Source organism: Pseudomonas sp. SDO5591_S426 (assembly GCF_054070755.1).
Map to the genome: position 1 here is coordinate 1 of NZ_JBSVXD010000099.1, position 22,698 is coordinate 22,698.

The window sequence follows — 22,698 nt, forward strand, 5'->3', positions numbered from 1 at the left end:
GACTTGCGTCCGAGCCTCACCTTCAATAAATCGCTTCATGATCGCCCCCGCTACGATCTCGACGATCAGAAGGTTAGACAAACACTGGCGTTTTCACACAGCCTGGGTCGGTTGCTGCCCTTCGCGGCATGTAGCAATCGGCCACAGCATCCGCCTGGCTAGCGACGACTGCGTCCTCGGACGCAGCCTCGCAGGCTCGACAGCTGCTATGTGGTATGGCGAGAGTTCGGGGGCTATGGGGCGGAAAACTTCAGCACAACGCTCTGGGTATAAGTTTTGCCTGGGTCCAGTCGCGTTGAAGGGAAGTTCGGCTGGTTCGGCGAATCCGGGTAATGCTGAGTCTCCAGCGTGAACGCGCCCCAATGCGGATAAATCTTGCCGGCCTTGCCCTTGACCGTGCCGTCGAGGAAGTTGCCGGTGTAGAACTGCACGCCCGGTTCGCTGGTGTAGAGCTGCAAGCGGCGGCCCGATTGCGGGTCGCTGACATCAGCGGCGAGCTTGCTCACATCGCCCTTGGCGTCCAGCACCCAGTTGAAGTCAAAACCGCCCTGTTTCGGTTCAGCGAATTTCAGCTGCGGGTGATCAGCCTTGATATTTTTGCCGATGGCGGTGGGCTGGGTGAAGTCCATCGGTGTGTTGGCGACCGGTGCCAGTTCACCGGTGGGGATCAACGTGGCATTAACCGGCGTGTACTGCGACGCGTACAGGGTGGCGACCTGTTTCAGCACATCACCATTACCGGCGCCGGCGAGGTTGAAATAGCTGTGGTTGGTCAGGTTCAGCACCGTCGGTTTATCGGTCGATGCCTTGTAGTCGATCCGCAGTTCGTTGTTCTCGGTCAGGCTGTACGTGACCTCGGTTTTCAGGTTGCCTGGAAAGCCCATTTCACCGTCCACTGACAGGTAAGTCAGGGTCACGCCGACCGAATCCTTGCTTTTGGTCGGTTGCGCTTTCCACACGTGTTTGTCGAAACCCAGCGGCCCGCCGTGCAGCGAGTTCGGGCCGTCGTTTTTCGGCACTTGATAGTGTCTTCCGTCCAGTTCGAACGTACCGTTGGCCAGGCGATTGCCGTAGCGGCCGATGGTCGCGCCAAAGTACGCGGTACCACTTTGATAACCCTGAACGTCATCGAAGCCGAGCACGATATCTTCGGCCTTGCCGTCCTTTCCCGGCACCTTCAATGACTGCAGAACCCCGCCATAGGTAATGACTGTGGCTTGCATGCCATGGCTGTTGCGCAATATGTATTGTTCGACGGGCGCGCCGTTATTGGTCTTGCCGAACGCTTTGTGTTCGGCAGACAGGCCGGCAGCCTGGGCGGAGAGAGTGGCGATTATCAGGGACAGTCCGAGGCCGGATAGCAAGTGTCGGGATTGAAGCATGGTTGACCTTCCTTTGTTGTTTTTAATAATTAGTCATACTAAATACTCAACAAGAGAAGATTTATAGCTGCTTGCCGGAAAATATCCAACAAAAAGCATGACTTTTTTGCCTCGTCTGTAGCGCTGCCTTGCCTCGCCGCATCGGAAAAAAACTCGCTGCGTAGGTGGGCCTGTCGCATCCAGGCCTCCAGAATCGTTCGGGTTTGTTCAGTGATTTCAAATTGCACTGGGTGCTGGGTTTTCTGCTGCTGCGAATCCCCGTTTGAGCTGTTGTTGTGGCCTGCCATTTAATGAGGGCGTGCAGAAGCGTGCCCGTTGCTCCGTTCCTTCGGGGGTCGACACATGTACGTGGGTTTCGTGCGCATGACCGGACTGTGGTCTGGCACGGTCGGCAGTCCAGGCTGAAGTGGACATGTGTTGATAGATCCATGAATACCGGGATCTTGGTGGGCGAAACATGTCGCCTTGTGCCAGGTGGGGCCAATCTAGCTTGCGCTACTGCTGCCACTGATAATCGCGCCTAAATTTGCCAAAGAGCTGCTGCTGACCATACTGCTAAGTCGAGCATCAACAGGTGCTTGTGATCCTGAAGAGTGTTCAGGTCAATTCATCGCTGTTCATTCCATTAAGTTGGAGTTCACCGTTATGAAACTACCCCGTATCGTAAGCGCCACTCTCGCCTTTAGCATGCTGCTGGGCGGCACCACCATGGCTGGTCAAGCCCTGGCTGCCGACACTGCCAGCCCCCCCAAATCTGCCAGCTCCTCCCCCAACCAGTTTCTCATTGAAAAGATCAGCCCCGAATACTGGCGAGTGCAGATCAACAACCCGCCTTTCAACATATATGGCCCGGATTCTACCTTCCAGTTCGAGAAGGTGATTAGCGCGATCGAAAGCGACAGCAAACTCAAGGTGGTGGTCTTTGAAAGCAAGGTGCCTGGTTTTTTCCTAACCCACTACGACTTCGCGGAGCCCCTGGAGCGGACCCTGGAAATGCCCAACGGGAAGACCGGCCTGCCGCCCCTTCCGGACATGTTGGTACGCCTGAGCAAGTCCCCAGTGGTTTCCATCGCGATGATCAACGGCCGCGCCTCCGGCGTGGGCAGCGAACTGGCGCTGGCCAGCGATATGCGTTTTGCCAGCGACAAGGCAGTGCTTTCCCAATTTGAAATTGGCGCCGGCTTTGTCCCAGGCGGAGGCCCGATGGCGCGCCTGCCACGCCTTATCGGCCGCGGCCGTGCATTAGAAGTCTTGCTGAGCGGTAACGATATCGACGGCAAGCTGGCCGAGCGTTATGGTTACGTTAACCGCAGCTTCCCCGAAGGCGAACTGAACAGCTTCGTCGATGCTCTGGCCCGCCGCATCGCCACCTTCGACAAGCAGTCTCTGGGCGAGATCAAGGAGCTGGTGAATGTAGCTTCCCTCCCTTCAAACGAAGACATCGGGAAGGAATGGCCCGCTTTTCTCAACTCTGTTCGACGCCCTGCCGCCCAACACCATATCGGCCGCCTTATGGAACTAGGCCTGCAACAAAAAGCTGATGTGGAAATTAACCTGCCCAAGTATACCGGCCAGGTCAGTGCCGAGAAAAACTGAGGCGCGGATAACTGCAACAGTGCTGATTTTACCGGGGCTGGGCCAGGCTTAGCCCTTTACTCAAGTTGCCGATTTCAGTTTTGGAAGCCAGCCGGCGCATTGCTCCTGCTTAAAAGGCGTGGGCTTTGAGGCTTGCCTCTGGGCATTCCCTCAGGCCCCTCTGGAGAAGCCATCTCGCTACCCAAGTTCCTTTGAACCGCATCAAGTCGACAAGGCAACCCGTCCTATCCCGGCAAACTCAACTTCCACTTGCACCCCGGCCGGCGCCCAGTAAATACCGGTCCAGCTACCACAAGCCACCAGGTCGCCGGCTCGCAGGGGACTGCCCTGCGCTGCAGCGTGACGCGCCAGCCACGGCAGCGAACTCAGCGGCTCACCGAATGGATGGCTGCCAACGCCGACGAACTCAGGTTCTCCGGCCACCCGCAACGCCACCTGTTGTCTTGACCAATTCGGCATCTCCCTCAATGTTTGCGGTGCACCGAGTACCAGTGCGCGGTTAAGTTGCTGGTCGGCCAGCCGAAGCAGTGGCGCGGCCTGATCGCCCTGCAGCCAACGCGTGCCACACAGTTCGATGCCCGGCATCCACACATCGACCGCCGCACAGGCCATGGCCAGATCAGTGTGCTGGTCGAGGTCGCGCGACAGGCGCACGATCAGTTCACCCTCGATCCCGAAACCGAAGGCATCGCCCGGCGGAACCTGCCAACCCGACGGGTGTACCGCCATTGCCGGTACCCCGGCGGCGCTGATCAGCCCTCCCGGAGCGCCACCCAGTTTCCAGGCCGCTGGCGGCCCGCAGGTGAACCAGCCGAGGGCATCCGCTACCTGGTGCTGCACGGCATAAGCTTCGGCTTCGCTAGCCAGTTCCAAAGTTGGCAACGGTTGTTGGCGCCCCTCACGCCAACCACGAATCAGGCTGGCGGCCACCTGCGTGATCGCACTCACAAATCCAACTCGGTCTTACGTCGGCGCAGTTGTGCGGGCGCCGGGCGTTCGCACGGCAGAAAGCGGCCGCGACCAGCCTCACCACGCGGCTCGCCGTCCCAGACCACCTCACCGCGAGACAAGGTCATGGCCGGCCAGGCGCTCAGGGTCATGCCGGCGTAAGGTGTGTAATCGACGTTGTGGTGCAGCATTTCGTTGTTCAGGTGAACCGGCTCACCTTCGTTCCAGATCACCAGGTCGGCATCAGCACCAATTGCGATGCTGCCCTTGCGCGGATACAACCCATACATCTTGGCGGCATTAGTGGAGGTCAGCGCAACAAAGCTTTGCGGGGTGATGCGCCCACTGCGCACGCCTTCGGACCAGAGCAGTGCCATGCGGGTTTCGACACCGGGAATACCGTTGGCGATTTGGTCGAACGACACCTCTTCACCGTGGGCCTTCTTGCCATCCGGGCCACCGAAGCGAAAGGGAGCGTGGTCTGACGAGAAAATCTCGAACGAGCCGTTCTCCAGGCCATCCCAGATCACTTGCTGGTTTGCGGCATCGCGCGGCGGCGGGCTGCAGACGCACTTGGCACCTTCGAAGCTGTCGTCACACCCCAGCGAGTCGGCGGTCAGGAACAAATACTGCGGGCAGGTTTCGGCGTACACCTTCAACCCCTGGCTCTGGGCCCAGCGAATCTGCTCCACGGCCTCGCGACCCGAGACGTGCACGATCAGGATCGGCACGTCCACCAGTTCGGCAAGGGCGATGGCACGATGGGTCGCTTCGCGCTCCACCAGCATCGGCCGCGACGCGGCATGGTAGCGCGGCGCAGTCAGCCCGGCCGCCAGTAGTCGCTCGGTAAGCCAGGCGATGCAATCGCTGTTCTCGGCGTGGAGCATCACCATGGCGCCCTCACGGCGCGCGACCGACAACGTCTCGAGAATCTCCCGGTCGCCCAGCTTCAGCGCATCGTAGGTCATGTAGATCTTGAACGATGTATAGCCTTCAGCAATCAAGGCCGGCAGTTCTTCACGCAGGACCTGCGGGGTGGGGTCGGTGACGATCAGATGGAAGGCATAATCGATCACCGGCTTGTTACCGGCCCGACGATGGTAGTCATCGACGGCAGCGCGCAGGCTTTCGCCCTTCTGCTGGCAGGCGAACGGGATGACGGTGGTGGTGCCACCGCAGGCCGCCGAGACCGTGCCGCTGAAGAAGTCATCAGCCATCACCGAGCCGTCGCCCGTCGGCTGGTCGAGATGCACATGGCTGTCGATGCCTCCGGGGGTGACATGCCGGCCTGCCGCGTCGATTTCCTGGTGACCCTGCGGCAGGTCCAGGCCAAGGGAAACGATGCGCCCATCACGAATACCGATATCGCTGGTGAATGTGTCCGCGGCGGTTACCACGCGGGCGTTGCGAATCACCGTATCAAAAGGTTGCATATCAGGTCTCTTCCAGAAGTAACCGGCCCGCGCCGATCACGCGGCGCGTGTCTTCAATCAAGTTCGCTCAAGCCAGGCACGGGCGATTTCTTCGCGCGTAGCAAACCATACTCCGCCGTGTTGCTTGGCATACTCGATGAATTGCTTGATCGCCCTTACACGCCCGGGGCGGCCCACCATGCGTGGGTGCAGCCCGATCGACATCATGCGTGGTCCTTCAGCCGACTCCTCATAGAGGACCTCAAAGCTTTCTTTCATGTACTCGAGAAAATCCGATGCTTGCGAAAGCCCAGGAGAATTCCAGTAGCGGAAATCGTTCACGTCGGCGGTGTAAGGCACCACGAGATGACGCTTACCCTCGACCTCGACAAAGTAGGGAACATCGTCGTTGTAGGCATCGGAATCGTAGAGAAAACCGCCCTCTTCAGCGACCAGCCGACGGGTATTGACGCTGGCGCCATACCGGCAATACCAGCCAACGGGACGCTTGCCGCAGGTGCGTTCGAATGACTCGATGGCCAAACGCATGTGTTCACGCTCTTGCTCTTCAGTCAGGCGAAACACTTCCTCCCAGCGATAACCGTGACTGCAAATTTCATGACCACCTGCAACGGCAGCGCGTGCCACATCAGGGTTCTGCTCAAAGGCTACTGCGCAAGCATGAAAAGTCGCACGAACCGATTGCTGGTCGAGAATATCCAGGATTCGCCAGATGCCGACGCGAGACCCGTACTCGTACATCGACTCCATCGCCAGATTGCGTGTGCCGTCGGGTATTGAATAGCTGCCCCATTCGGTCATGGATTCCTGGTCCGGGTCGCCCATGGCGAGCGAGCGTTCGGAGCCTTCTTCGTAGTTGATCACCAGGCTGATGGCCAAACGTGCGCCATTCGGCCAGGTACCTTTCGGGCGTTGTCTACCGTAACCCACTAAATCGCGTGCAGGTGAAACCATCGGGATATTCTCCTGAAGTGACTGGTTAAATAAGTACGTGGCGAAAGTCGCGACTTAGCAGTCGATCTCTTTCAACCGGTCATGGCTAAAGGTGCTGTCCGATTGCCACTCGCTGAAGGCCAGTCCCATGGCCAGGGTTTGCGCAATACAGAAAGAAGCGGTGAGCGAGCGAAAGCCCAGTAATTCAGCGTCGTTGACCTCGATTACTGTATCGGCCATCTGCCCGATAGGACTCAGAACGCTGTCAGTGATCGCTACCAGCGTCACGCCTGCGGCCCGCGCCAGACGACAAGCCTCAACGGTGTCATTGGCGTACGGCGGGAAGCTGACGGCTATCAATAAATCATCATCGGCAATGGCGCTGATTTGCTCCGGCAACGTACCGCCAGCACCGCTGATGTGCACGGTTCGCCGGCCCACACGACTTAACGCGTAGCTCAGATACGCCGCCACCGGAAAGGCGCGGCGCATACCGATGACGAAGGTGGTGCGCGCGACCTGCAGATGGCCGATGGCGGCTTCGATATTGGCCTGTTCGCCGCCTTCGGCCAGGTGTTCCAGAGAAACGATATTGGCCTGGCTGAACTCACGCAGAATCCCGCCGACGTCGCTCGGGTCCTCTAGCAACGTCTCACCGCCGTAGTGCCGAATGCGCTCGCTATGAGTGTCGGCAACCTGTTGCAGCGGTGCGCGGAACAACCGCTGCAAATCCTTGAACCCTGCAAAGCCAAGGGCCTGAGCCAGCCGAATATAAGCGGAAGGCGCGATGCTCGAACGCTTACCCAGTTCGGCCACCGTGCTGAGTGCGATCTCATGCGGGTTGTCGATCAGGAATCGGGCTGCATCACGCAGGCGACCGGTCAGTTGTTCGTGCTGGGCCGCTATACAGTCACGCAGCTCTGCAAGGGTTTCAGGTAAGGCCATAATGAAGGCTCATAAAGTTAGAAGTGTGTGTGCCTGTCAACGCAACGCAGTGATTGCTTGATCCAGCGCAGAGATGAGGCGGTCGACTTCTTCCAGCGTGTTGTAATGCGCCAACGACACCCGCACTACCCCGCCAAACCGGTCAAGCCCAAGGGCTTCGATAAGGCGCCGCGCATAAAAGTCACCATAGCGAATGCCGATCCGGTGCTCATCGACCTTGCGCACAATAGCCTCGGACTGAACGCCCTCGACCACGAAACTGATCGTTGGTACTCGATTGCGGGTATGCGCTTTGCCAATGATTCGAACGCCCTCGCGCTGGCGCAAAAATGCCAGCAGACGCTCGGCGAGCAGATCTTCCTGTACCTCGAACGCATCAAACGCGGCCTGCATGCACTTGCGCTCGCTGCCTTGCACTCCAAGCCGGGTGCTGATGTCGAGCAAGTAATCGGTGATGCCGATGCAACCGAAGGACAACTCATAGTTGACGTTACCCGGCTGCAATTTGTAAGGCACCACATCCTGGCCGATAAAGAAATGATTAAGACTCGGCAACTCCAGCAACAGATAACGACGCCCCCAGAGCACAGCAAAGTGTGGACCGAAGGTTTTGTAGAAACTGTAGACGTAGAAGTCGGCACCGCTGGCCTGCACATCAACCAGTCGGTGTGGCGCATAAGCAACAGCGTCCACGCACAGCTTGGCGCCCACTGAGTGCACACGTCGTGCAACCTCGGCGACTGGATTGATCGAGCCGAGAATATTCGAGGTGTGGGTCATGGTCACATAACGGGTTTTGTCATTGAGCAAAACCTGCAGGTCATCCAGTTCCAGCTCGCAACTATTCTGGTTGACCTGCCAAACGCGCAGGGTCGCACCGCGGCTTTCGCAAAGCTTGACCCAAGGGCCGATATTCGCCTCGTGATCGCAATTGGTCACGATGATTTCATCGCCCGGAACGATTGACGGGGCGATGGCACGACACAGTATTTGCAACAAGTGGGTGGTCGAACCGCCCATGATCACTTCTTCAGGATGCTCGGCGTTGATCAACTGCATCACCGAATGACGCGCCTGCATCACTCGCGCCCCAGCGTCGACGGAAGGTTGATAGGAAGCGCCCAATTGCACGCTGCTGTTGAGCATGTAATCAACGACCCGCTCCGCTACGGTGCTCAACACCATCGAACCCCCGGCGTTATCCATGTAGGCATAGCCATCGGCCAGACCTGGAAATTGCTTGCGAACGTAATCAATATCGAGAGATTTCACTCTACTTTCTCCAGCCGGATTCAATGATGCAAGATGGCCTGCAGGAACGCTTGTGTGCGAGGTTCCCGAGGTGCGGTAAAAAACGGTTCAGGGATGTTCTGTTCAACGATGCGCCCGCTTTCCATGAAGATCACCCGGTCGGCGACCCGACGAGCGAAGCCCATTTCATGAGTGACCACGACCATCGTGACGCCGGAGCGAGCGAGGTTTTGCATGACATCGAGTACCTCTCCAACCATTTCCGGGTCCAGCGCTGAAGTCGGTTCATCGAACAGAATCGCGCGAGGTTCCATCGCCATGGTACGGGCAATGGCAACACGCTGCTGTTGGCCGCCAGACAATTGACTCGGGTATTTGTGCGCGTGATCGCCCATGCCGACCTTCACCAATAGCTCCTTGGCCCTGGCATGCGCATCACGCCGGCTCAGACCACGAACACGGATCGGCGCCAGCGACACGTTGTCGAGAACAGTGAGGTGCGGATAGAGATTGAAACTCTGAAACACCATGCCCACTTCGCTGCGGATGGCGGCCAGTCGCGGACCGTTTTCAACACGCTCGCCCGCCACACGGATGTGGCCTTGCTGGTAGTTCTCAAGCAGATTGATGCAACGGATCAAGGTCGATTTACCCGAACCGGAGGGGCCAAGAATGACCACCACTTCACCTTCTTCGACCTGCAGATTGATATCGCTCAACGCTTTGAAGTTGCCGTAGTACTTGTCGAGCTTTTCGATGTCGATCAACGTGCTCATGCGGTTTTACCTCCAGAAGCGTTACGACGTTCAACCCAGCTGACCATTTGCACCAGCGGCAACAGCAACAACAGGTACAGCAAGGCAGCCCCTACCAGCGGAGTCGGGTTGGCGGCCAGTGCCTGCGCCTGGGTTGCCTGCTTCAGCAAATCAGGCATCGCTACCACCGAGGCAAGCGCGGTGTCTTTCATCACGTTGATGCAGTTGCTGGTCATGGGCGGCATTACGATGCGAATGGCTTGCGGCAAAACAACGTCGCGCATGGTGTTGAAAAAGCTCATGCCTTGAGAAGCCGATGCTTCGAATTGGCCACGGGGAATGGCCTCAATGCCCGACCGAAAAATTTCCGCACTATAGGCGCAGGAGACAAGCGAGAGCGCACTGGCGGCGGCCGCAAAAGAAGACAGCCGGATGCCGACAAAAGGCAGCGCGTAATAGATGAGTACCAGCAAAACCAGCAATGGAATGGAGCGCATGATATCGATGTAGATTCGTGCGAGCGCTCGAACGGGTGTGTAGGAGTACAACCGCAGCAACGCCAGCAAAAGGCCTCCCACCAGGCCCAGGGCGATGCTCACCACCCCAAGCAAAATGGTCACGCCCAGACCACGCATCATCAGCGGAAGCGAATCGACGAGCACGTTCCAGTTGAAGAATGTCTGCAAAAGATCCATGGGATACCTCGGTCAATACAAGTGGCGAACGGGTGTCGCCACTTTCACGCATTATCGGCAGGGCTTACTTGAGGACAGCGGTCACTTTCATGGTGCTCGAATCTTTATCGGCGTCGGTGCCGAACCACTGTTTGTGGATTTTCCCAAGCGTGCCGTCTTCTTTCATCTTGCTGATGATGTCGTTGACCTGGTCGCTCATCGCCCAGCCTTTGGCGTGCATCAGCGAGTAACGCTCACCGGTGGGAATACGCGCCACGATGGAATACTGCGGTTTGTCCTTGATGTAGTAGAGCACTGCCGGAATGTCGCTGAGGTAGCCATCGATTCGCCCCGAAGCCAAATCGAGCATGGCCGGAGAGAGTCCTTCGTAGCGCGAAACATCGGCGAACTTGTACTCGTCCTTGTGTTGGCCGATCCACATGTCGCCGGTCGAGCCAGTGTCGACGCCAACCACCTTGTCTTTCATGTCGGCCAGGCTCTTGACCTTGGAAGTGGTCAGTGCGGTGAGTGACTGGTCGCTGTCGAAGTAAGGCTGCGCAAACGCTACCGACTCCAGGCGTTTCGGGGTAATGGTGATTGATGAGATAGCGATTTCAACACGCTTGGATTGCACGGCGCTGAACAGGCCATTGAAGGGAATATTGACGAACTCGACGCTTTTTCCGGCGCGTTTGGCCACCTCTTTTACAACATCGACTTCAAAGCCGACAAACTCACCTTTGGAGTCCTGAAACTCCCAGGGAACGTTGCCAACGTTAGCACCTACGGTCCAGTCCGCGGCCCAGGCTGGCAGTGAAACTGCGGCCGTCATTAACAATCCCAACATCACTTTCGCTTTCATGTTTGCTCCCGATTGTTTGAATTTTGTAGGTGCTAACAGCGGTTGATCTCGTACAACGTGGAATTGAGACTAATCCAGTGAAGTAATTATTTCAATACCGTTTATCTATGAATTATTTGCTCCATGACGGAGCGCAGTTTTCCTCCAGCATCGCGTCAAAAGGGCTAGGTACGGTCAGAACAGACCAAGGTTGCCGCGCGCAACAGACTTCGCGGCAGGCAGAAAACGGCCCTTAGCCGTCACTCACAACACGAAGGGCGACATTAAACGCAAAAAGTGAACAGCGCTTTCTCATGCACGCTGCAAAACCGACTCACCCGCCTTCGGCGGCAATCGCAGGTTGTCCAGCAATGCGATCGCACCAATCGCCGCCACACACAGGAACGCCAGCTGAAAGTCCCCCGTCGCTGCTTGCCCGGTATTGCCATGGATGCTCATGGCCATGCGCAACAGCAGCGCGCCCACGGCAACCCCCATCGCCATGCTCAGCTGGAAGAACATGCTGAACAAAGTTGAAGCATCGCTCATCTGCTCCTTGGGCACGTCCGCAAAACCCAACGTGTTGAAAGCGGTGAACTGCATCGAGCGGGACAAGCCACCGACAAACAGAATCATCAGGACAAGCGCCCTGCTCATCTGCTCATCGAGCAAGGCACAGGCCGCAATCGCCATTACACCCAGGACACCATTGACCATCAACACCGGGCGAAAACCCCAGCGTTGCATCACTGCCGTGGTGAACGGTTTCATGGCCAGATTGCCTGCAAAGACTGCCAGCACCAACAAGCCCGCATCCAAAGCGGAAAGACCGAAGGCCAGTTGAAACATCAGCGGCAGGAGAAACGGTAAGGCGCTGATGGCGATCCGGAAAATCGAGCCGCCGCACAGGCACACGCTGAAGGTACGGATGCCTAAAACACCCAGCGCCAGCAACGGCTGCGCATGTCGGCGCATATGCCGCCAGGCCAGGACACCGAGCACCACACCTGCACCACTGAGTAACAGCGCGTGGAGCAAATTGGCGTGGCCTTGCCCCAGCATCTCTACGCCAAACAGCAGCGCTGCACTGGCGCTGCCAGCCAGTAGAAAACCACTGAAATCAAAGGTTCGGGGAACGACCTGTTCCCGCTTGGGAATCAGGAAGAGCGCGGCCACCAACGCCAGCACGCCCAACGGCAGATTGAGGTAGAAGATCCACGGCCAGGAAGCGTGGGTAACGATGAAGCCACCCAAGGGCGGACCGAGCACCGGCGCCACCAGACCGGGCCAGGTAATAAAGGATATCGCCCGCACGAGGTCCTTCTTTTCGGTGGTGCGAAGCACGGCCAGTCGCCCGACCGGGACCATCATCGCGCCGCTGATCCCTTGCAGCACGCGGGCGGCGACAAAGGTTTCCAGGCTGCCACTCAATGCGCACATCAGCGAAGACAGGCTGAACAGCACGATCGCTGAACTGAATACCAGCCGTGAGCCAAAGCGATCCGCCAACCAGCCGCTGATGGGGATGAACACCGCCACGGCGAGCATGTAGACGCTCATCCCGATGTTCACATCAACCACTGGCACGCCAAACGTTTTGGCCATGTCCGGCAACGCAGTGGCGATCACCGTGGCGTCAAGGTTCTCCATGAAAAACGTGACGGCGACCAACAGGGCAATCCACATCGAACGGCGTTGAGACATAGGTCATCCCTGTCGAGTCAAGACTTCGACCGCCACTTTACTATCGACAGAGGCGCGCATCATCAGACGGATAGCGATCATCCCCATCCATGCGCCTCCTCAATGAAGTGCAGCACCGCACTGGAACGCTCATCGATACGTGAAATCAGCGACAGTTCACTGATCATTTCCGACTGGGCCAGCGGCACAATCCGGATGCCGGGCATGGTCAACCGGGTCATCGCTTCCGGCACGATGCTCAGGCCGATACCCGCAGCCACCAACCCGGGGATGCTCATCAGCGACGGCACATACATGATGTTCTCGGGGTGCAGCTGGTTTTGCCGGCACGCCTGAAGGGTGTGCGAAGTCAGGCCGATGCCGGCACTGTCCTGCAAAAACACAAATTTCTCGTGGCGCAGCGTCGCCAGTTCTCCGGTGAAACTGTCCGCCAGTTCATGGTTGTCCGGGATCAGCAAAACCAGCCTCGATTGACTGAAATGATGGGTGCGCAGACGGTCCGGCAGGTGATCCTTGAACACCCTGGCAAAGGCCAGGTCGAGTTTGTGGTCCAGCAGCATATCGAACTGCGCGCGGATCCCCGCGTCCACCAGCGACACTTTGACTTCGGGGAACGTGCTGAAGTAATGCCGCAGCAATTGCGGCAGGTTGGCCTCGAACAACGCTGAGTGGTAGCCGATGTTGATCTCGCCCACTTCACCGCGCCGGGCGCGCCGTGCGGCGGCAATCGCCAGTTCGCTGGACTCGATGGACTGCCGCGCATGGGGCAAAAACGCCTCGCCGGCCGCGGTCAACGCGACGCCCCGGTTTTCCCGACGGAACAATGCCAGCCCCAGTTCGGACTCAAGCGTACGCATCAATTGGCTCAGCGCCGGTTGTGCAATTCCCACTTTTTCAGCTGCCCGGCTGAAGTGCTGCAGGTCGGCGGCGACAACAAAGGCTTTCAGATGGCGCAGTTCCATGAACCCTACCTATAAGGTCAGCTTATCTATTTGTTCTGATTTCGATAATTATTCTGCGCAGGGGATGCGCTAATGTCTACTCACTTCGACGCTTCCTGCCCGCGCCTATGCCTGAACGGAATCGTATGGGTAACCCGTAACCATAAAAACAATGACGAGCACCTCAATGAGCACAACCAGTCACGAGACTCATGATTTGCGCATGCCTCGCAAAGCGGTGACCGCCGCGACCATTGGCACTGCCCTGGAATGGTTTGACTTCACCCTGTATGGCGCGGTGTCTGCGACCATTCTGCCCAAACTGTTTTTCCCGGCCATGGAGCCGACTGCCGGCTTGCTCGCCTCGCTGGCAACCTTCGGTGTGGGCCTCGCCGCTCGCCCATTGGGCGCCATTACGTGTGGCTACCTCGGCGACAAACTGGGCCGCCGCAACCTGATGCTCGCCACCGTCACCCTGATGGGTCTGGCCTCAGTGCTGATGGGGCTGCTGCCGACTTATGGTCAGGTGGGAATATGGGCGCCGATCCTGTTGGTACTGCTGCGGATCATTCAGGGCTTCGCCTTGGGCGGTGAGTCCACCGGGGCGCAGCTGATGGCCCTGGAGCACGCCGCACCTGATCGCCGCGGGCGCTACTCCGGCTTGCTCGGCTTGTGCTCACCGCTGAGTCAGATATTGGCCAACGGTGTGTTGATGGGCCTGGCAGCAACCCTTTCAAGCGAGCAGTTTGAAAGCTTCGGCTGGCGAATCCCCTTCCTGCTGAGTTTCGTACTGGTGGTGGTTGCGATCTACATCCGCCTCAAAGTCGATGAAACCCCAGCCTTCGTCGCGCTGAAAAAGACCCCGGTGAAGCAGGAAAAAAGTCCGCTCAAATCCGCAGTGGGCAGCCACTACAAAACCATCCTGCGCCTGATGTTTTTCTTCTGCTCGCCCGCTGCGCTGTTCTACCTGATCGTGATTTTCTCCCTCAGCTACCTGACCAAGCACTTGGGCTTCAGCCAGTCGACGGGCTTCATGTCGCTGATGGTGGCGAACATGTGCGCAATCTTCGGTGCACTGGCTGGTGGTTATCTGTCGGATCGTTGGGGGCGTAAAAAGGCGCTGGCGTTTGGTTCGTGCATGACCTTGCTGATCCTGTTCGTCTACTTCCCAATCCTAAACACGCTGAACGTCGCCGCCATCATGGCAATCATGGGGCTGTTTTTGGGCTTCACCCAGTTTCAAAGCGGCATCCAGCCAGTGGCATTTGCCGAAGCCTTCCCGACCCAGGTGCGTTACTCGGGTTCGGCACTGGCCTATACCGGCGCCAACCTGGTGATTGGCGGTCCGATGCCAATGATCGCGGTTTACCTGATGAGCCAGTCGAATAACTCGCCGTGGCCTCTGGTGACGCTGTGCGCCGTGATCAACCTGATCTCGCTGGCCATGATTCTCATCGGTCCAGAAACCCGCGGCATCGACTTGAACGCCGTCGCAGCACCTGACGCGGACACGACTGCCGCTCCAGCCCTTCTTTCCAAATAACGCAACAGGACGATCATGAACCGCACCGTCTTCATCCTTAACGGCCCTAACTTGAACCTGCTGGGTCGTCGTGAGCCGCACATCTATGGCCACACTACGCTCGATCAGATTCGTCAACGCAGTGAACGGCTGGCCGAGGAACTTGACCTGGTCTGCGACTTTCGCCAGACCAACCACGAAGGCGTGATGGTCGACTGGATTCAAGAGGCCTTCGAGCAAGGCGCAGCCTTGATCATCAACCCGGCCGGCTTGTCGTTTCATTCGATTCCGGTGCTCGATGCCCTGAAGTTGCTCAGCACCCCGCTGATTGAACTGCATCTGTCGAACATTCATGCACGGGATGAACTGCATCGCCACTCCATCATGTCTGGCGCGGTCAATGCGGTGATCTGCGGCATGGGCGCCGACGGTTATCCGCTGGCAATCAGGGCCATCGACGACTTGCTGCGTCGTCAAGTAACCAACAGCTAACACCCCTCTTCGCTCAACGCTGACTCGGCGGTCCCTCGGCAGATGCTTGCCAAGGCCGCCTGCGCCTGAAATTCAGTCGCCAACTACAAAAAAACGCCAAAAAAATAATAATTCACAGCGAGATACCCCTCATGCATCACTCTGTTTTTCGCCGTAACGTTCCCGCGCATTACGCACTGATCGGCTTGACAGCGGCACTCGGTGCCGGCGTGGCAACCGCCGTTCATGCCGATGAAAATAGCGGCTTTATCGAGGGCGCTACCAGCACGCTCAACCTGCGCAACGCTTACATCAACCGCAACTTCGTCAATCCCGCCTACCCTAGTCCAGCCGCACCACAAGGCAAAGCTGAAGAGTGGACGCAAAACTTTATCCTCGACGCCCGTTCCGGCTATACCCAAGGTCCGATAGGGTTCGGCGTTGATGTACTGGGGCTTTACTCGCAGAAACTCGACGGGGGCAAAGGCACGGGCGGCACGCAACTGTTGCCGATCCATGACGATGGGCGTCCGGCGGACAACTTTGGACGGCTAGGCGTTGCCGCCAAGGCCAAGGTTTCAAAAACGGTGGTGAAAGTCGGCGAATGGGTCAGCACGTTGCCGATTCTCCGTTCAGACGATGGCCGTTCGTTGCCGCAGACCTTTCGTGGTGCGCAGATCACCTCCCAGGAGATCGGCGGTTTGACGTTGTACGGCGGCCAAATCAGGCAGAACAGCCCGCGTAACGACGCCAGCATGGAAGACATGTCCATGAACGGCAAAGCGGCGTTCACCTCTGACCGATTCAACTTCGGCGGCGGTGAATACACGTTCAACGAAAAGCGCACCACAGTTGGACTGTGGTACGACGAACTTCAAGACATCTACCAGCAACAGTACTTCAGCCTCAATCACAGCCAACCGGTAGGCGACTGGACACTCGGCGCCAACATGGGCTACTTCATTGGCAAGGAAAACGGTGCCAGCCTGGCCGGCGATATGGACAACAAGACTGCTTTCGGCTTGTTCTCCGCAAAACTTGGCGGCAACACCTTTTTTGTCGGCTTGCAAAAGCTCACCGGCGATACCGCGTGGATGCGGGTTAATGGTGCCAGTGGCGGCACGTTGGCGAACGACAGCTACAACTCCAGTTTCGATAACGCACAGGAACGCTCCTGGCAGGTTCGTCACGACTTCAACTTCGCAACCGTCGGTGTCCCTGGACTGACGATGATGAACCGCTACTTGAGCGGCGATAACGTGCACACTGGCGCTATCACGGACGGCAAGGAATGGGGCCGCGAATCTGAACTCGCTTATGTGATTCAGTCTGGCGCCCTGAAAAACCTGAGCGTCAAATGGCGCAACTCGAGTATCCGAAGAGACTTCAGCACCAACGAATTTGACGAGAACCGGCTGTTCATCAGCTATCCGATTTCATTGCTGTAATTCGAATCACATCGTTACGTTGCCCCACAGCCAGTGGATGGCGATGGAACCCGCGTGATCTGAATGTGGGGACGTAGACAAATTGATTTGTCGAGTCCCCATTACGTTAACTCTTCACGCCAAAAGATCGAACGCCTAGACAAGACTGATTTCTGGAGGAGCCTGAGTGGCTATCCGTCAGTATCGCAAAAGCCCTGAACCGGGACGGGCTAGGCACTGTGACCAACGCAGTTCTGTGTTGTTCACTTTGGGTCGATTGCCGTCTGTAGTGACAGGCAGCGATCGGCCCAGAGTGTGTAAAAACGCTTTCGTATATCGAGTGCGTCATTCAGGCGTTCCTGGGCGATGCGATTGCCCAAGCGTTTTCCGTGATAAGCATTACTGACGTTCCAAAGCGGTTATGTAGCGGTTGAGCCCTTCTGGGGCAGAGAAAACCGAGACTTTACGCCGCCATCGCCTTCAGCAAGCTTGCTGTACCGATAATGCTCATAACTCGCTTCATGTTGTAGGCGAGTACATTCAGACTCATCTCAGCGCTTACCCCAACCAGTTTACGCGTCAGGAAATGCGTTGAGCCCATCCATTGTTTGAGCGTCCCGAAGGGATGCTCAACTGTCCTTTTTCGGATTCGCATCATGTCCGGTGCATCGTTCAACCGACGCTGCATTTCCTCCAGCACCGTTTCATGTTCCCAGCGCCTTACTCGACGATTTTTGCTCGGCGTGCACTGTGTTTTCAGCGCGCAACCCTGGCATTTCGAACTCCAATAACAGTGCATATTCATGCCTTTCTCAATACTGGAGAAGCGCCAAGGAAGCGCCTCTCCAGCCGGGCAGATGTATTCGTTTTTCGTCGCGTCATAAACGAACGCATCTTTGTTGAATCGACCATCCGCCTTGGCGCTTGAAGTCATCGGCTTTGGCACGTAGGCAGTGATGTCCGCGTCGTGACAGGCAAGGATTTCTTCACTCTTGAAGTAACCTCGGTCAGCTACCACCGCCAGCGTTTCGGACGCCATGGCATCGCGAGCCTGCTTCACCATCGAGCTGAGTTGATCTCGGTCGGAACCGAAGTTGGTGACCTCATGAGCAACGATCAAATGGTTCTGGGTGTCGACCGCTGTTTGCACGTTGTAGCCGACTATTCCCGTGCCGCGCGTCATCATGGAGCGGGCGTCTGGATCGGTCAGTGAGACCTGTTTATCCGGCGATTCGTTGAGCTGGATTTCGATCGCTTTAAGCTCTTTCATTTGCGTCTTCAGCTTGGCAATTTTCTCCTCCAGCCGCACGGCGCTGGGCTCGGAGGCTGTTGGCTCTTGCCGATCGGCAGCATCGAGTGCTGTCAGGTAACGGTTGATGCTCGATTCAATTTCTTCCATTCGCCGCTTCAGTTTGGCGCTGGTGAAATTGCGGTCGCGGTTGTTGACTGCTTTGAATTTACTGCCATCGATGGCGACCAGATTTTCTCCGAACAGTCCCAACTGCTGACAGAGCACAACGAACTGGCGACAGACGCCTCGAATGGCCTTGCTGTTGTCTTTTCGGAAGTTGGCGATGGTCTTGAAATCCGGCATCAAACGCCCGGTCAACCACATCAGCTCGACGTTGCGTTGAGCTTCTCGCTCCAGGCGTCGGCTCGACTGGATGCGGTTGAGATAGCCGTAGATGTATATCTTCAACAGGATCGCGGGGTGGTAAGCGGGACGGCCTGTGCCAGCCGGAATAGCACCGTCAAAACCCAAGGAAACCAGGTTGAGTTCGTCGACAAAAACGTCGACTACGCGCACCGGATTGGTATCGCTGACGTAGTCGTCGAGGCTCTCGGGAAGTAAGGTGCCTTGGCCTCGATGTTCACCTTGGATAAAGCGCTTCATGGGCGATCCCTGCGATGAAATCCTCAGAAATCATAGCAAGGGTTCGCGAAGGTGTTTTTACACACTCTGGGCCAAAAGCGGACGCTCCGCCCATGTCTTTTATCGCCAGCAGTTAGCCGCTGAGAGATGGCCACCTGTACAACTTATAGCGGCCCGTTCATTTCGCAACTTATTGTCTGACACAAACTGTAATACTCGAAATTTTCTCGATCCCTACTAGTTTTAGTTGAACCCGCTATTACCGAAGTGGTGTGGCGCATTGCTACTAGAGGGAACTTGAAGATGACTTATGAAATACAGTCGAAGTCGCTAACCGGTTGTCACGATGAATGGCGCCCCTTCAAATTAGCGGGAACCCTTTGCTCGCTCGTAGTGGCCATCGCTCTTGCAACCCAGGCAGTGGCAGCCGATGCAGAGAAAGCAAAACCCGCTTCGGAGGCAACCAAGGCCGCCAACAATGCCTTGCTCAAGGAATTGCCGTTCAACGACAAGACATCCTTCCAGCTCGCGCATAAAGGCTTCATTGCGCCGCTGCCGTCGACCGTCATCAAGGGCGCGTCGGGCAATGTGATCTGGGACCCGGCGAAATACTCCTTCATCAAGGAAGGTGAAGAGGCTCCGGACACCACCAACCCCAGCCTCTGGCGGCAGTCGCAGCTGATCAATATTTCAGGCCTGTTCGAGGTTACTGATGGTATTTATCAGGTTCGCAACTACGACCTGTCGAACATGACCATCGTCGAGGGTAAGGATGGGATCACCATCTTCGATCCGCTGATTTCCGCCGAAACCGCCAAGGCGGCACTCGATCTCTATTATCAGCATCGGCCGAAAAAGCCCGTCGTGGCGGTGATTTACACCCACAGTCACGTTGACCACTACGGTGGTGTGCGCGGCGTAATCAATGAAGAAGATGTGAAAGCCGGCAAGGTGAAGGTTTATGCCCCCCTTGGATTCATCGAGCATGCGGTAGCCGAAAACGTCATGGCAGGCACGGCCATGAGTCGCCGCGCCAGCTACATGTACGGCAACCTGCTGCCTCCTGCTCCGACTGGTCAGTTGGGTGCCGGCCTGGGCACCACGACCTCAGCGGGCACCGTGACACTGATCCCCCCAACCGACATCATCAAGACCACTGGCGAAACCCATGTCATTGACGGCCTGACCTACCAGTTCCTGTATGCGCCGGGCAGTGAAGCGCCGGCCGAAATGCTCTATTACATCAAGGAAAAGAAAGCGCTCAACACCGCCGAAGACTCAACCCACACCCTGCACAACACCTATTCGTTGCGCGGCGCGAAGATCCGCGAACCGTTGCCTTGGTCAAAATACCTCAACGAGGCGCTCAAGCTGTGGGGCGACGATGTCCAGGTGATGTATGCCATGCACCACTGGCCAGTCTGGGGTAATAAGGAAGTGCGCGAGCAACTGTCCTCCCAGCGCGACATGTACCGCTATATCAACGACGAAACCCTGCGGATGATCAACAAGGGTTACACCATGGTCGAGATCGCCGAGCAGTTCAAACTGCCCAAAGAGATCGCCAACAAGTTCTCCAACCGTGGCTATTACGGTTCGGTGAATCACAACGTCAAGGCCACCTACGTTTTGTACCTGGGCTGGTTTACCGGTAACCCGGCGCAGTTGAACGAGCTGCCACCGGAGGAAGGTGGCAAGCATTATGTCGAAATGATGGGAGGCGAAGAGGCTGTTCTCAAGAAAGCCAAGGAGTACTTCGACAAGGGCGAGTTCCGCTGGGTCGCCGAAGTCGTTAATCATGTGGTGTTCGCCAATCCAAGCAACCAGGCAGCCAAGAACATGCAAGCGGATGCCTTGGAGCAACTGGGTTACCAGGCCGAAAGTGGGCCATGGCGTAACTTCTACCTCACCGGCGCCAAGGAGCTGCGCGAAGGTGTGATGAAACTGCCGACACCTGACACTGCCAGCCCGGATACCGTGCGCGCCATGGATCTGGACTTGTTCTTTGACTTCCTGGCCATGCGTTTGGATGGGCCAAAAGCCGAAGGCAAACGTCTATCGCTCAACTTCGATTTCACCGATCTGAAACAGAAGTATTCGGTAGAGATGGAAAATGGCGTGCTCAACCACACCGAAGGCGTTGAAGCCAAGGATGCCGATGCGAAGGTAACCCTGACCCGCGACACGTTGAACAAGATCGTGTTGAAAGAGACCACGCTGAAGGATGCGCTGGCCTCGGGTGACATCAAAATCGACGGAGCACAAGGCAAGCTGGAGGAGTTGGTGTCTTACATGGACAACTTCGACTTCTGGTTCAACATCGTGACGCCGTAACGCGTCAATTTCAGCAGACGGCAACGTCAGAAGGCGTTGCCGTCATACTTGATGCCGTCGAAGGTGTTTCGCTTCAAGCAATCACTCTGGAGCTTTTATGCAGATCAAACCGCTCGCAGCATGTGTATTGACCCTGGCACTCGCCGCTTGTGCCAGCCCTTATGTTGATCCTGACCACTACTCGGGGTTTCTCAAAGATTACAGCGCTCTCAAAGAGGAAAAGTCACCGTCGGGCGAACCCGTCATGCGCTGGATCGACCCGGATGTGGACGCGAACCGCTACACCAGCGTTTTTGTCGAACATAGCCAGCTGTATCCACCACCACAACCAACCGAGAAAATCCCGCAAAGTGCCCTTAATGGTATTACGCAGTTCTACGATGAAGCCTTGAAAAATGCCTTTGCCAGAGAGCTTCCATTGGCGACTGGCCCGGGCCCAGGTGTGCTGGTCGTGCGTCCGGCCATCACGGCCGTCAGTGCCAAAACCAAGGGCCTGCAACCCTACGAGATCATTCCGATTGCCTTGGTTGCCGCCGGTGTCAGTGCGGCGGCCGGCATTCGCGACCAAGACACCACTCTCGCCACTGAAGCGGCATTTATCGATGGTGGCGACAATAAGGTAGTGGCCCAAGTGGTTCGCAAGGGCTCAGGGGCTGAACTGGCAAACTCCTCAGAAGTCGTGCAAGCCAAAGACTTCAGGGGAGTACTCGATATCTGGGCCCAAGACATCGTCAAATCGTACAAAGAGCTTAAAACCAAGTAGTACTCTGAACAGCCAACAGGATTGCCTTACGTAAGCTCACTGCGAGGCATGACGCAGTCAGGCTGAAACAAGCGCAGTCCTCTTGGTCGATTCCCCTTGGACAACCAGGCGTTTGACCTTTCCTTCGTGCCAGAAGGCCTCGCATCAGGAAGCGAAACTTTCCGCCGTACTTTCTCAGGGGATCAATATGAAAGCTGTCCTGCACACGATAAAAGAAGAAGCCCTCAAGGCAATCCCGCCCACCTTGTTCTTTTTTATCATCCTGCACATAGTCGCCTTCATTCGTGCGCTCATGATCAAGGGCACAGGTATTTCGATGCCGGTGTCCGCATCGGTGCTGATAGCATCCCTGGTGCTCGGCAAATCTGTATTGGTTGCGGACATGTTGCCCTTCATCAACCGTTTTCCGGAAAAACCGTTGATCTGGAACGTCACCTGGAAGACGCTCATGTATGCCCTGGTCGCGCTTGTCGTTCATTACCTGGAACGGCTGTACGAATACTGGAAAGAAGCACACAGCTTCATGGATGCGAACGCCCAGCTATGGACCAACATGAACTGGCCGCAATTCTGGGCAGTGCAGATTTTGCTCATTACGTTGATATTCATGTATTGCGTCATTTCGGAACTGTCACGTGCCTTGGGGCATGATCGCTTGAAAAAAATGTTCTTGGGGCCACTTCCTCCACCTATAAACTGAAGTCCGAACAGTATCCGGAACTAAACTCGTCCAATATTCGCAGACTAAGACATACAGCATTCGGCTGAATGTTGGCTGCCACCTCCGTCCGCGTTGGGTCCAGGCTGTGTGAAAACGCCTGTGATTGTCTAATCTTCTGATCGTCTAGATCGTGGTGGGGACGATCATGAAGCGATTTATTGAAGGTGAGGCTCGGACGCAAGTT

The 22,698-nt window shown here is 56.8% G+C and carries 19 protein-coding genes and 1 pseudogene; 7 read left to right on the forward strand and 13 right to left on the reverse strand.

Annotated elements, in window-relative coordinates; all coding sequences use genetic code 11:
- Nucleotides 1-233 precede the first annotated feature (233 nt).
- Complete coding sequence (locus ACW9JC_RS18775; RefSeq protein WP_457456731.1) at nucleotides 234-1,382, reverse strand: aldose epimerase family protein; 1,149 nt, start codon at nucleotides 1,380-1,382, stop codon at nucleotides 234-236.
- A gap of 152 nt (nucleotides 1,383-1,534) precedes the next feature.
- Nucleotides 1,535-1,633, reverse strand: a pseudogene (locus tag ACW9JC_RS18780) (integrase); the annotation flags it as partial.
- A gap of 394 nt (nucleotides 1,634-2,027) precedes the next feature.
- On the opposite strand from ACW9JC_RS18780, the gene ACW9JC_RS18785 reads away from it, so the two are divergent.
- Nucleotides 2,028-2,978, forward strand: coding sequence for an enoyl-CoA hydratase/isomerase family protein (locus tag ACW9JC_RS18785; RefSeq protein WP_457456733.1), 951 nt, complete (start codon nucleotides 2,028-2,030; stop codon nucleotides 2,976-2,978).
- A gap of 201 nt (nucleotides 2,979-3,179) precedes the next feature.
- Here ACW9JC_RS18785 and ACW9JC_RS18790 read toward each other — a convergent pair whose 3' ends face one another.
- From ACW9JC_RS18790 to ACW9JC_RS18835, 10 genes are all read right to left on the reverse strand, one after another.
- Nucleotides 3,180-3,926, reverse strand: coding sequence for a fumarylacetoacetate hydrolase family protein (locus ACW9JC_RS18790; protein WP_457456735.1), 747 nt, complete (start codon nucleotides 3,924-3,926; stop codon nucleotides 3,180-3,182).
- Nucleotides 3,923-5,359, reverse strand: a complete 1,437-nt coding sequence (gene hydA, locus ACW9JC_RS18795) for a dihydropyrimidinase (RefSeq protein ID WP_457456737.1) — start codon at nucleotides 5,357-5,359, stop codon at nucleotides 3,923-3,925. The genes ACW9JC_RS18790 and hydA overlap by 4 nt, the downstream gene beginning before the upstream one ends.
- Nucleotides 5,360-5,416: 57 nt before the next feature.
- Nucleotides 5,417-6,313, reverse strand: a complete 897-nt coding sequence (locus ACW9JC_RS18800; protein ID WP_457456739.1) for an allantoinase PuuE — start codon at nucleotides 6,311-6,313, stop codon at nucleotides 5,417-5,419.
- Nucleotides 6,314-6,367: 54 nt separating this feature from the next.
- Complete coding sequence (locus ACW9JC_RS18805) at nucleotides 6,368-7,237, reverse strand: MurR/RpiR family transcriptional regulator (protein WP_223506467.1); 870 nt, start codon at nucleotides 7,235-7,237, stop codon at nucleotides 6,368-6,370.
- A 36-nt stretch (nucleotides 7,238-7,273) separates the two neighbouring features.
- A complete protein-coding gene (locus ACW9JC_RS18810) occupies nucleotides 7,274-8,509 on the reverse strand; it encodes a cysteine desulfurase-like protein (protein ID WP_457456741.1) in 1,236 nt (411 codons plus the stop codon).
- Between the two features lie 20 nt (nucleotides 8,510-8,529).
- Nucleotides 8,530-9,264 carry an amino acid ABC transporter ATP-binding protein gene (locus ACW9JC_RS18815; RefSeq protein ID WP_317846735.1) on the reverse strand — a complete coding sequence of 245 codons (735 nt, stop codon included), beginning with the start codon at nucleotides 9,262-9,264 and terminating at the stop codon, nucleotides 8,530-8,532.
- Nucleotides 9,261-9,938 (reverse strand): amino acid ABC transporter permease, encoded by a 678-nt coding sequence (locus tag ACW9JC_RS18820; protein ID WP_223506469.1) that lies wholly within the window; start codon nucleotides 9,936-9,938, stop codon nucleotides 9,261-9,263. The genes ACW9JC_RS18815 and ACW9JC_RS18820 overlap by 4 nt, the downstream gene beginning before the upstream one ends.
- A 64-nt stretch (nucleotides 9,939-10,002) precedes the next feature.
- Entirely contained in the window at nucleotides 10,003-10,779 is a 777-nt protein-coding gene (locus ACW9JC_RS18825; RefSeq protein WP_457456744.1) for a transporter substrate-binding domain-containing protein, read from the reverse strand.
- A 291-nt stretch (nucleotides 10,780-11,070) separates the two neighbouring features.
- Nucleotides 11,071-12,462, reverse strand: coding sequence for an MFS transporter (locus ACW9JC_RS18830; protein WP_457456746.1), 1,392 nt, complete (start codon nucleotides 12,460-12,462; stop codon nucleotides 11,071-11,073).
- Between the two features lie 77 nt (nucleotides 12,463-12,539).
- Nucleotides 12,540-13,424, reverse strand: coding sequence for a LysR family transcriptional regulator (locus ACW9JC_RS18835; protein ID WP_457456748.1), 885 nt, complete (start codon nucleotides 13,422-13,424; stop codon nucleotides 12,540-12,542).
- A gap of 166 nt (nucleotides 13,425-13,590) precedes the next feature.
- On the opposite strand from ACW9JC_RS18835, the gene ACW9JC_RS18840 reads away from it, so the two are divergent.
- The 3 genes from ACW9JC_RS18840 to ACW9JC_RS18850 all read left to right on the forward strand — a co-directional run bounded on the left by ACW9JC_RS18840 (nucleotide 13,591) and on the right by ACW9JC_RS18850 (nucleotide 16,844).
- Nucleotides 13,591-14,946 carry an MFS transporter gene (locus ACW9JC_RS18840; RefSeq protein WP_457456750.1) on the forward strand — a complete coding sequence of 452 codons (1,356 nt, stop codon included), beginning with the start codon at nucleotides 13,591-13,593 and terminating at the stop codon, nucleotides 14,944-14,946.
- A gap of 15 nt (nucleotides 14,947-14,961) precedes the next feature.
- The gene (locus ACW9JC_RS18845) at nucleotides 14,962-15,417 is read left to right on the forward strand and encodes a type II 3-dehydroquinate dehydratase (RefSeq protein ID WP_457456752.1); all 456 of its coding nucleotides are present in this window, start codon (nucleotides 14,962-14,964) and stop codon (nucleotides 15,415-15,417) included.
- Between the two features lie 131 nt (nucleotides 15,418-15,548).
- Nucleotides 15,549-16,844, forward strand: a complete 1,296-nt coding sequence (locus ACW9JC_RS18850; protein WP_457456754.1) for an OprD family porin — start codon at nucleotides 15,549-15,551, stop codon at nucleotides 16,842-16,844.
- A 442-nt stretch (nucleotides 16,845-17,286) separates the two neighbouring features.
- On the opposite strand, the gene ACW9JC_RS18855 is transcribed toward ACW9JC_RS18850, so the two are convergent.
- Nucleotides 17,287-18,717: an IS1182 family transposase gene (locus ACW9JC_RS18855; RefSeq protein WP_457456756.1), complete on the reverse strand. Its 1,431-nt coding sequence runs from the start codon at nucleotides 18,715-18,717 to the stop codon at nucleotides 17,287-17,289.
- A gap of 399 nt (nucleotides 18,718-19,116) precedes the next feature.
- On the opposite strand from ACW9JC_RS18855, the gene ACW9JC_RS18860 reads away from it, so the two are divergent.
- The 3 genes from ACW9JC_RS18860 (at nucleotide 19,117) to ACW9JC_RS18870 (ending at nucleotide 22,493) form a co-directional block, all read left to right on the forward strand.
- Complete coding sequence (locus tag ACW9JC_RS18860) at nucleotides 19,117-21,030, forward strand: alkyl/aryl-sulfatase (protein WP_457456758.1); 1,914 nt, start codon at nucleotides 19,117-19,119, stop codon at nucleotides 21,028-21,030.
- Nucleotides 21,031-21,127: 97 nt separating this feature from the next.
- Nucleotides 21,128-21,793: a DUF3313 domain-containing protein gene (locus tag ACW9JC_RS18865; protein ID WP_457456760.1), complete on the forward strand. Its 666-nt coding sequence runs from the start codon at nucleotides 21,128-21,130 to the stop codon at nucleotides 21,791-21,793.
- Nucleotides 21,794-21,980: 187 nt separating this feature from the next.
- A complete protein-coding gene (locus ACW9JC_RS18870; protein WP_457456762.1) occupies nucleotides 21,981-22,493 on the forward strand; it encodes a hypothetical protein in 513 nt (170 codons plus the stop codon).
- Nucleotides 22,494-22,698: the final 205 nt, after the last annotated feature.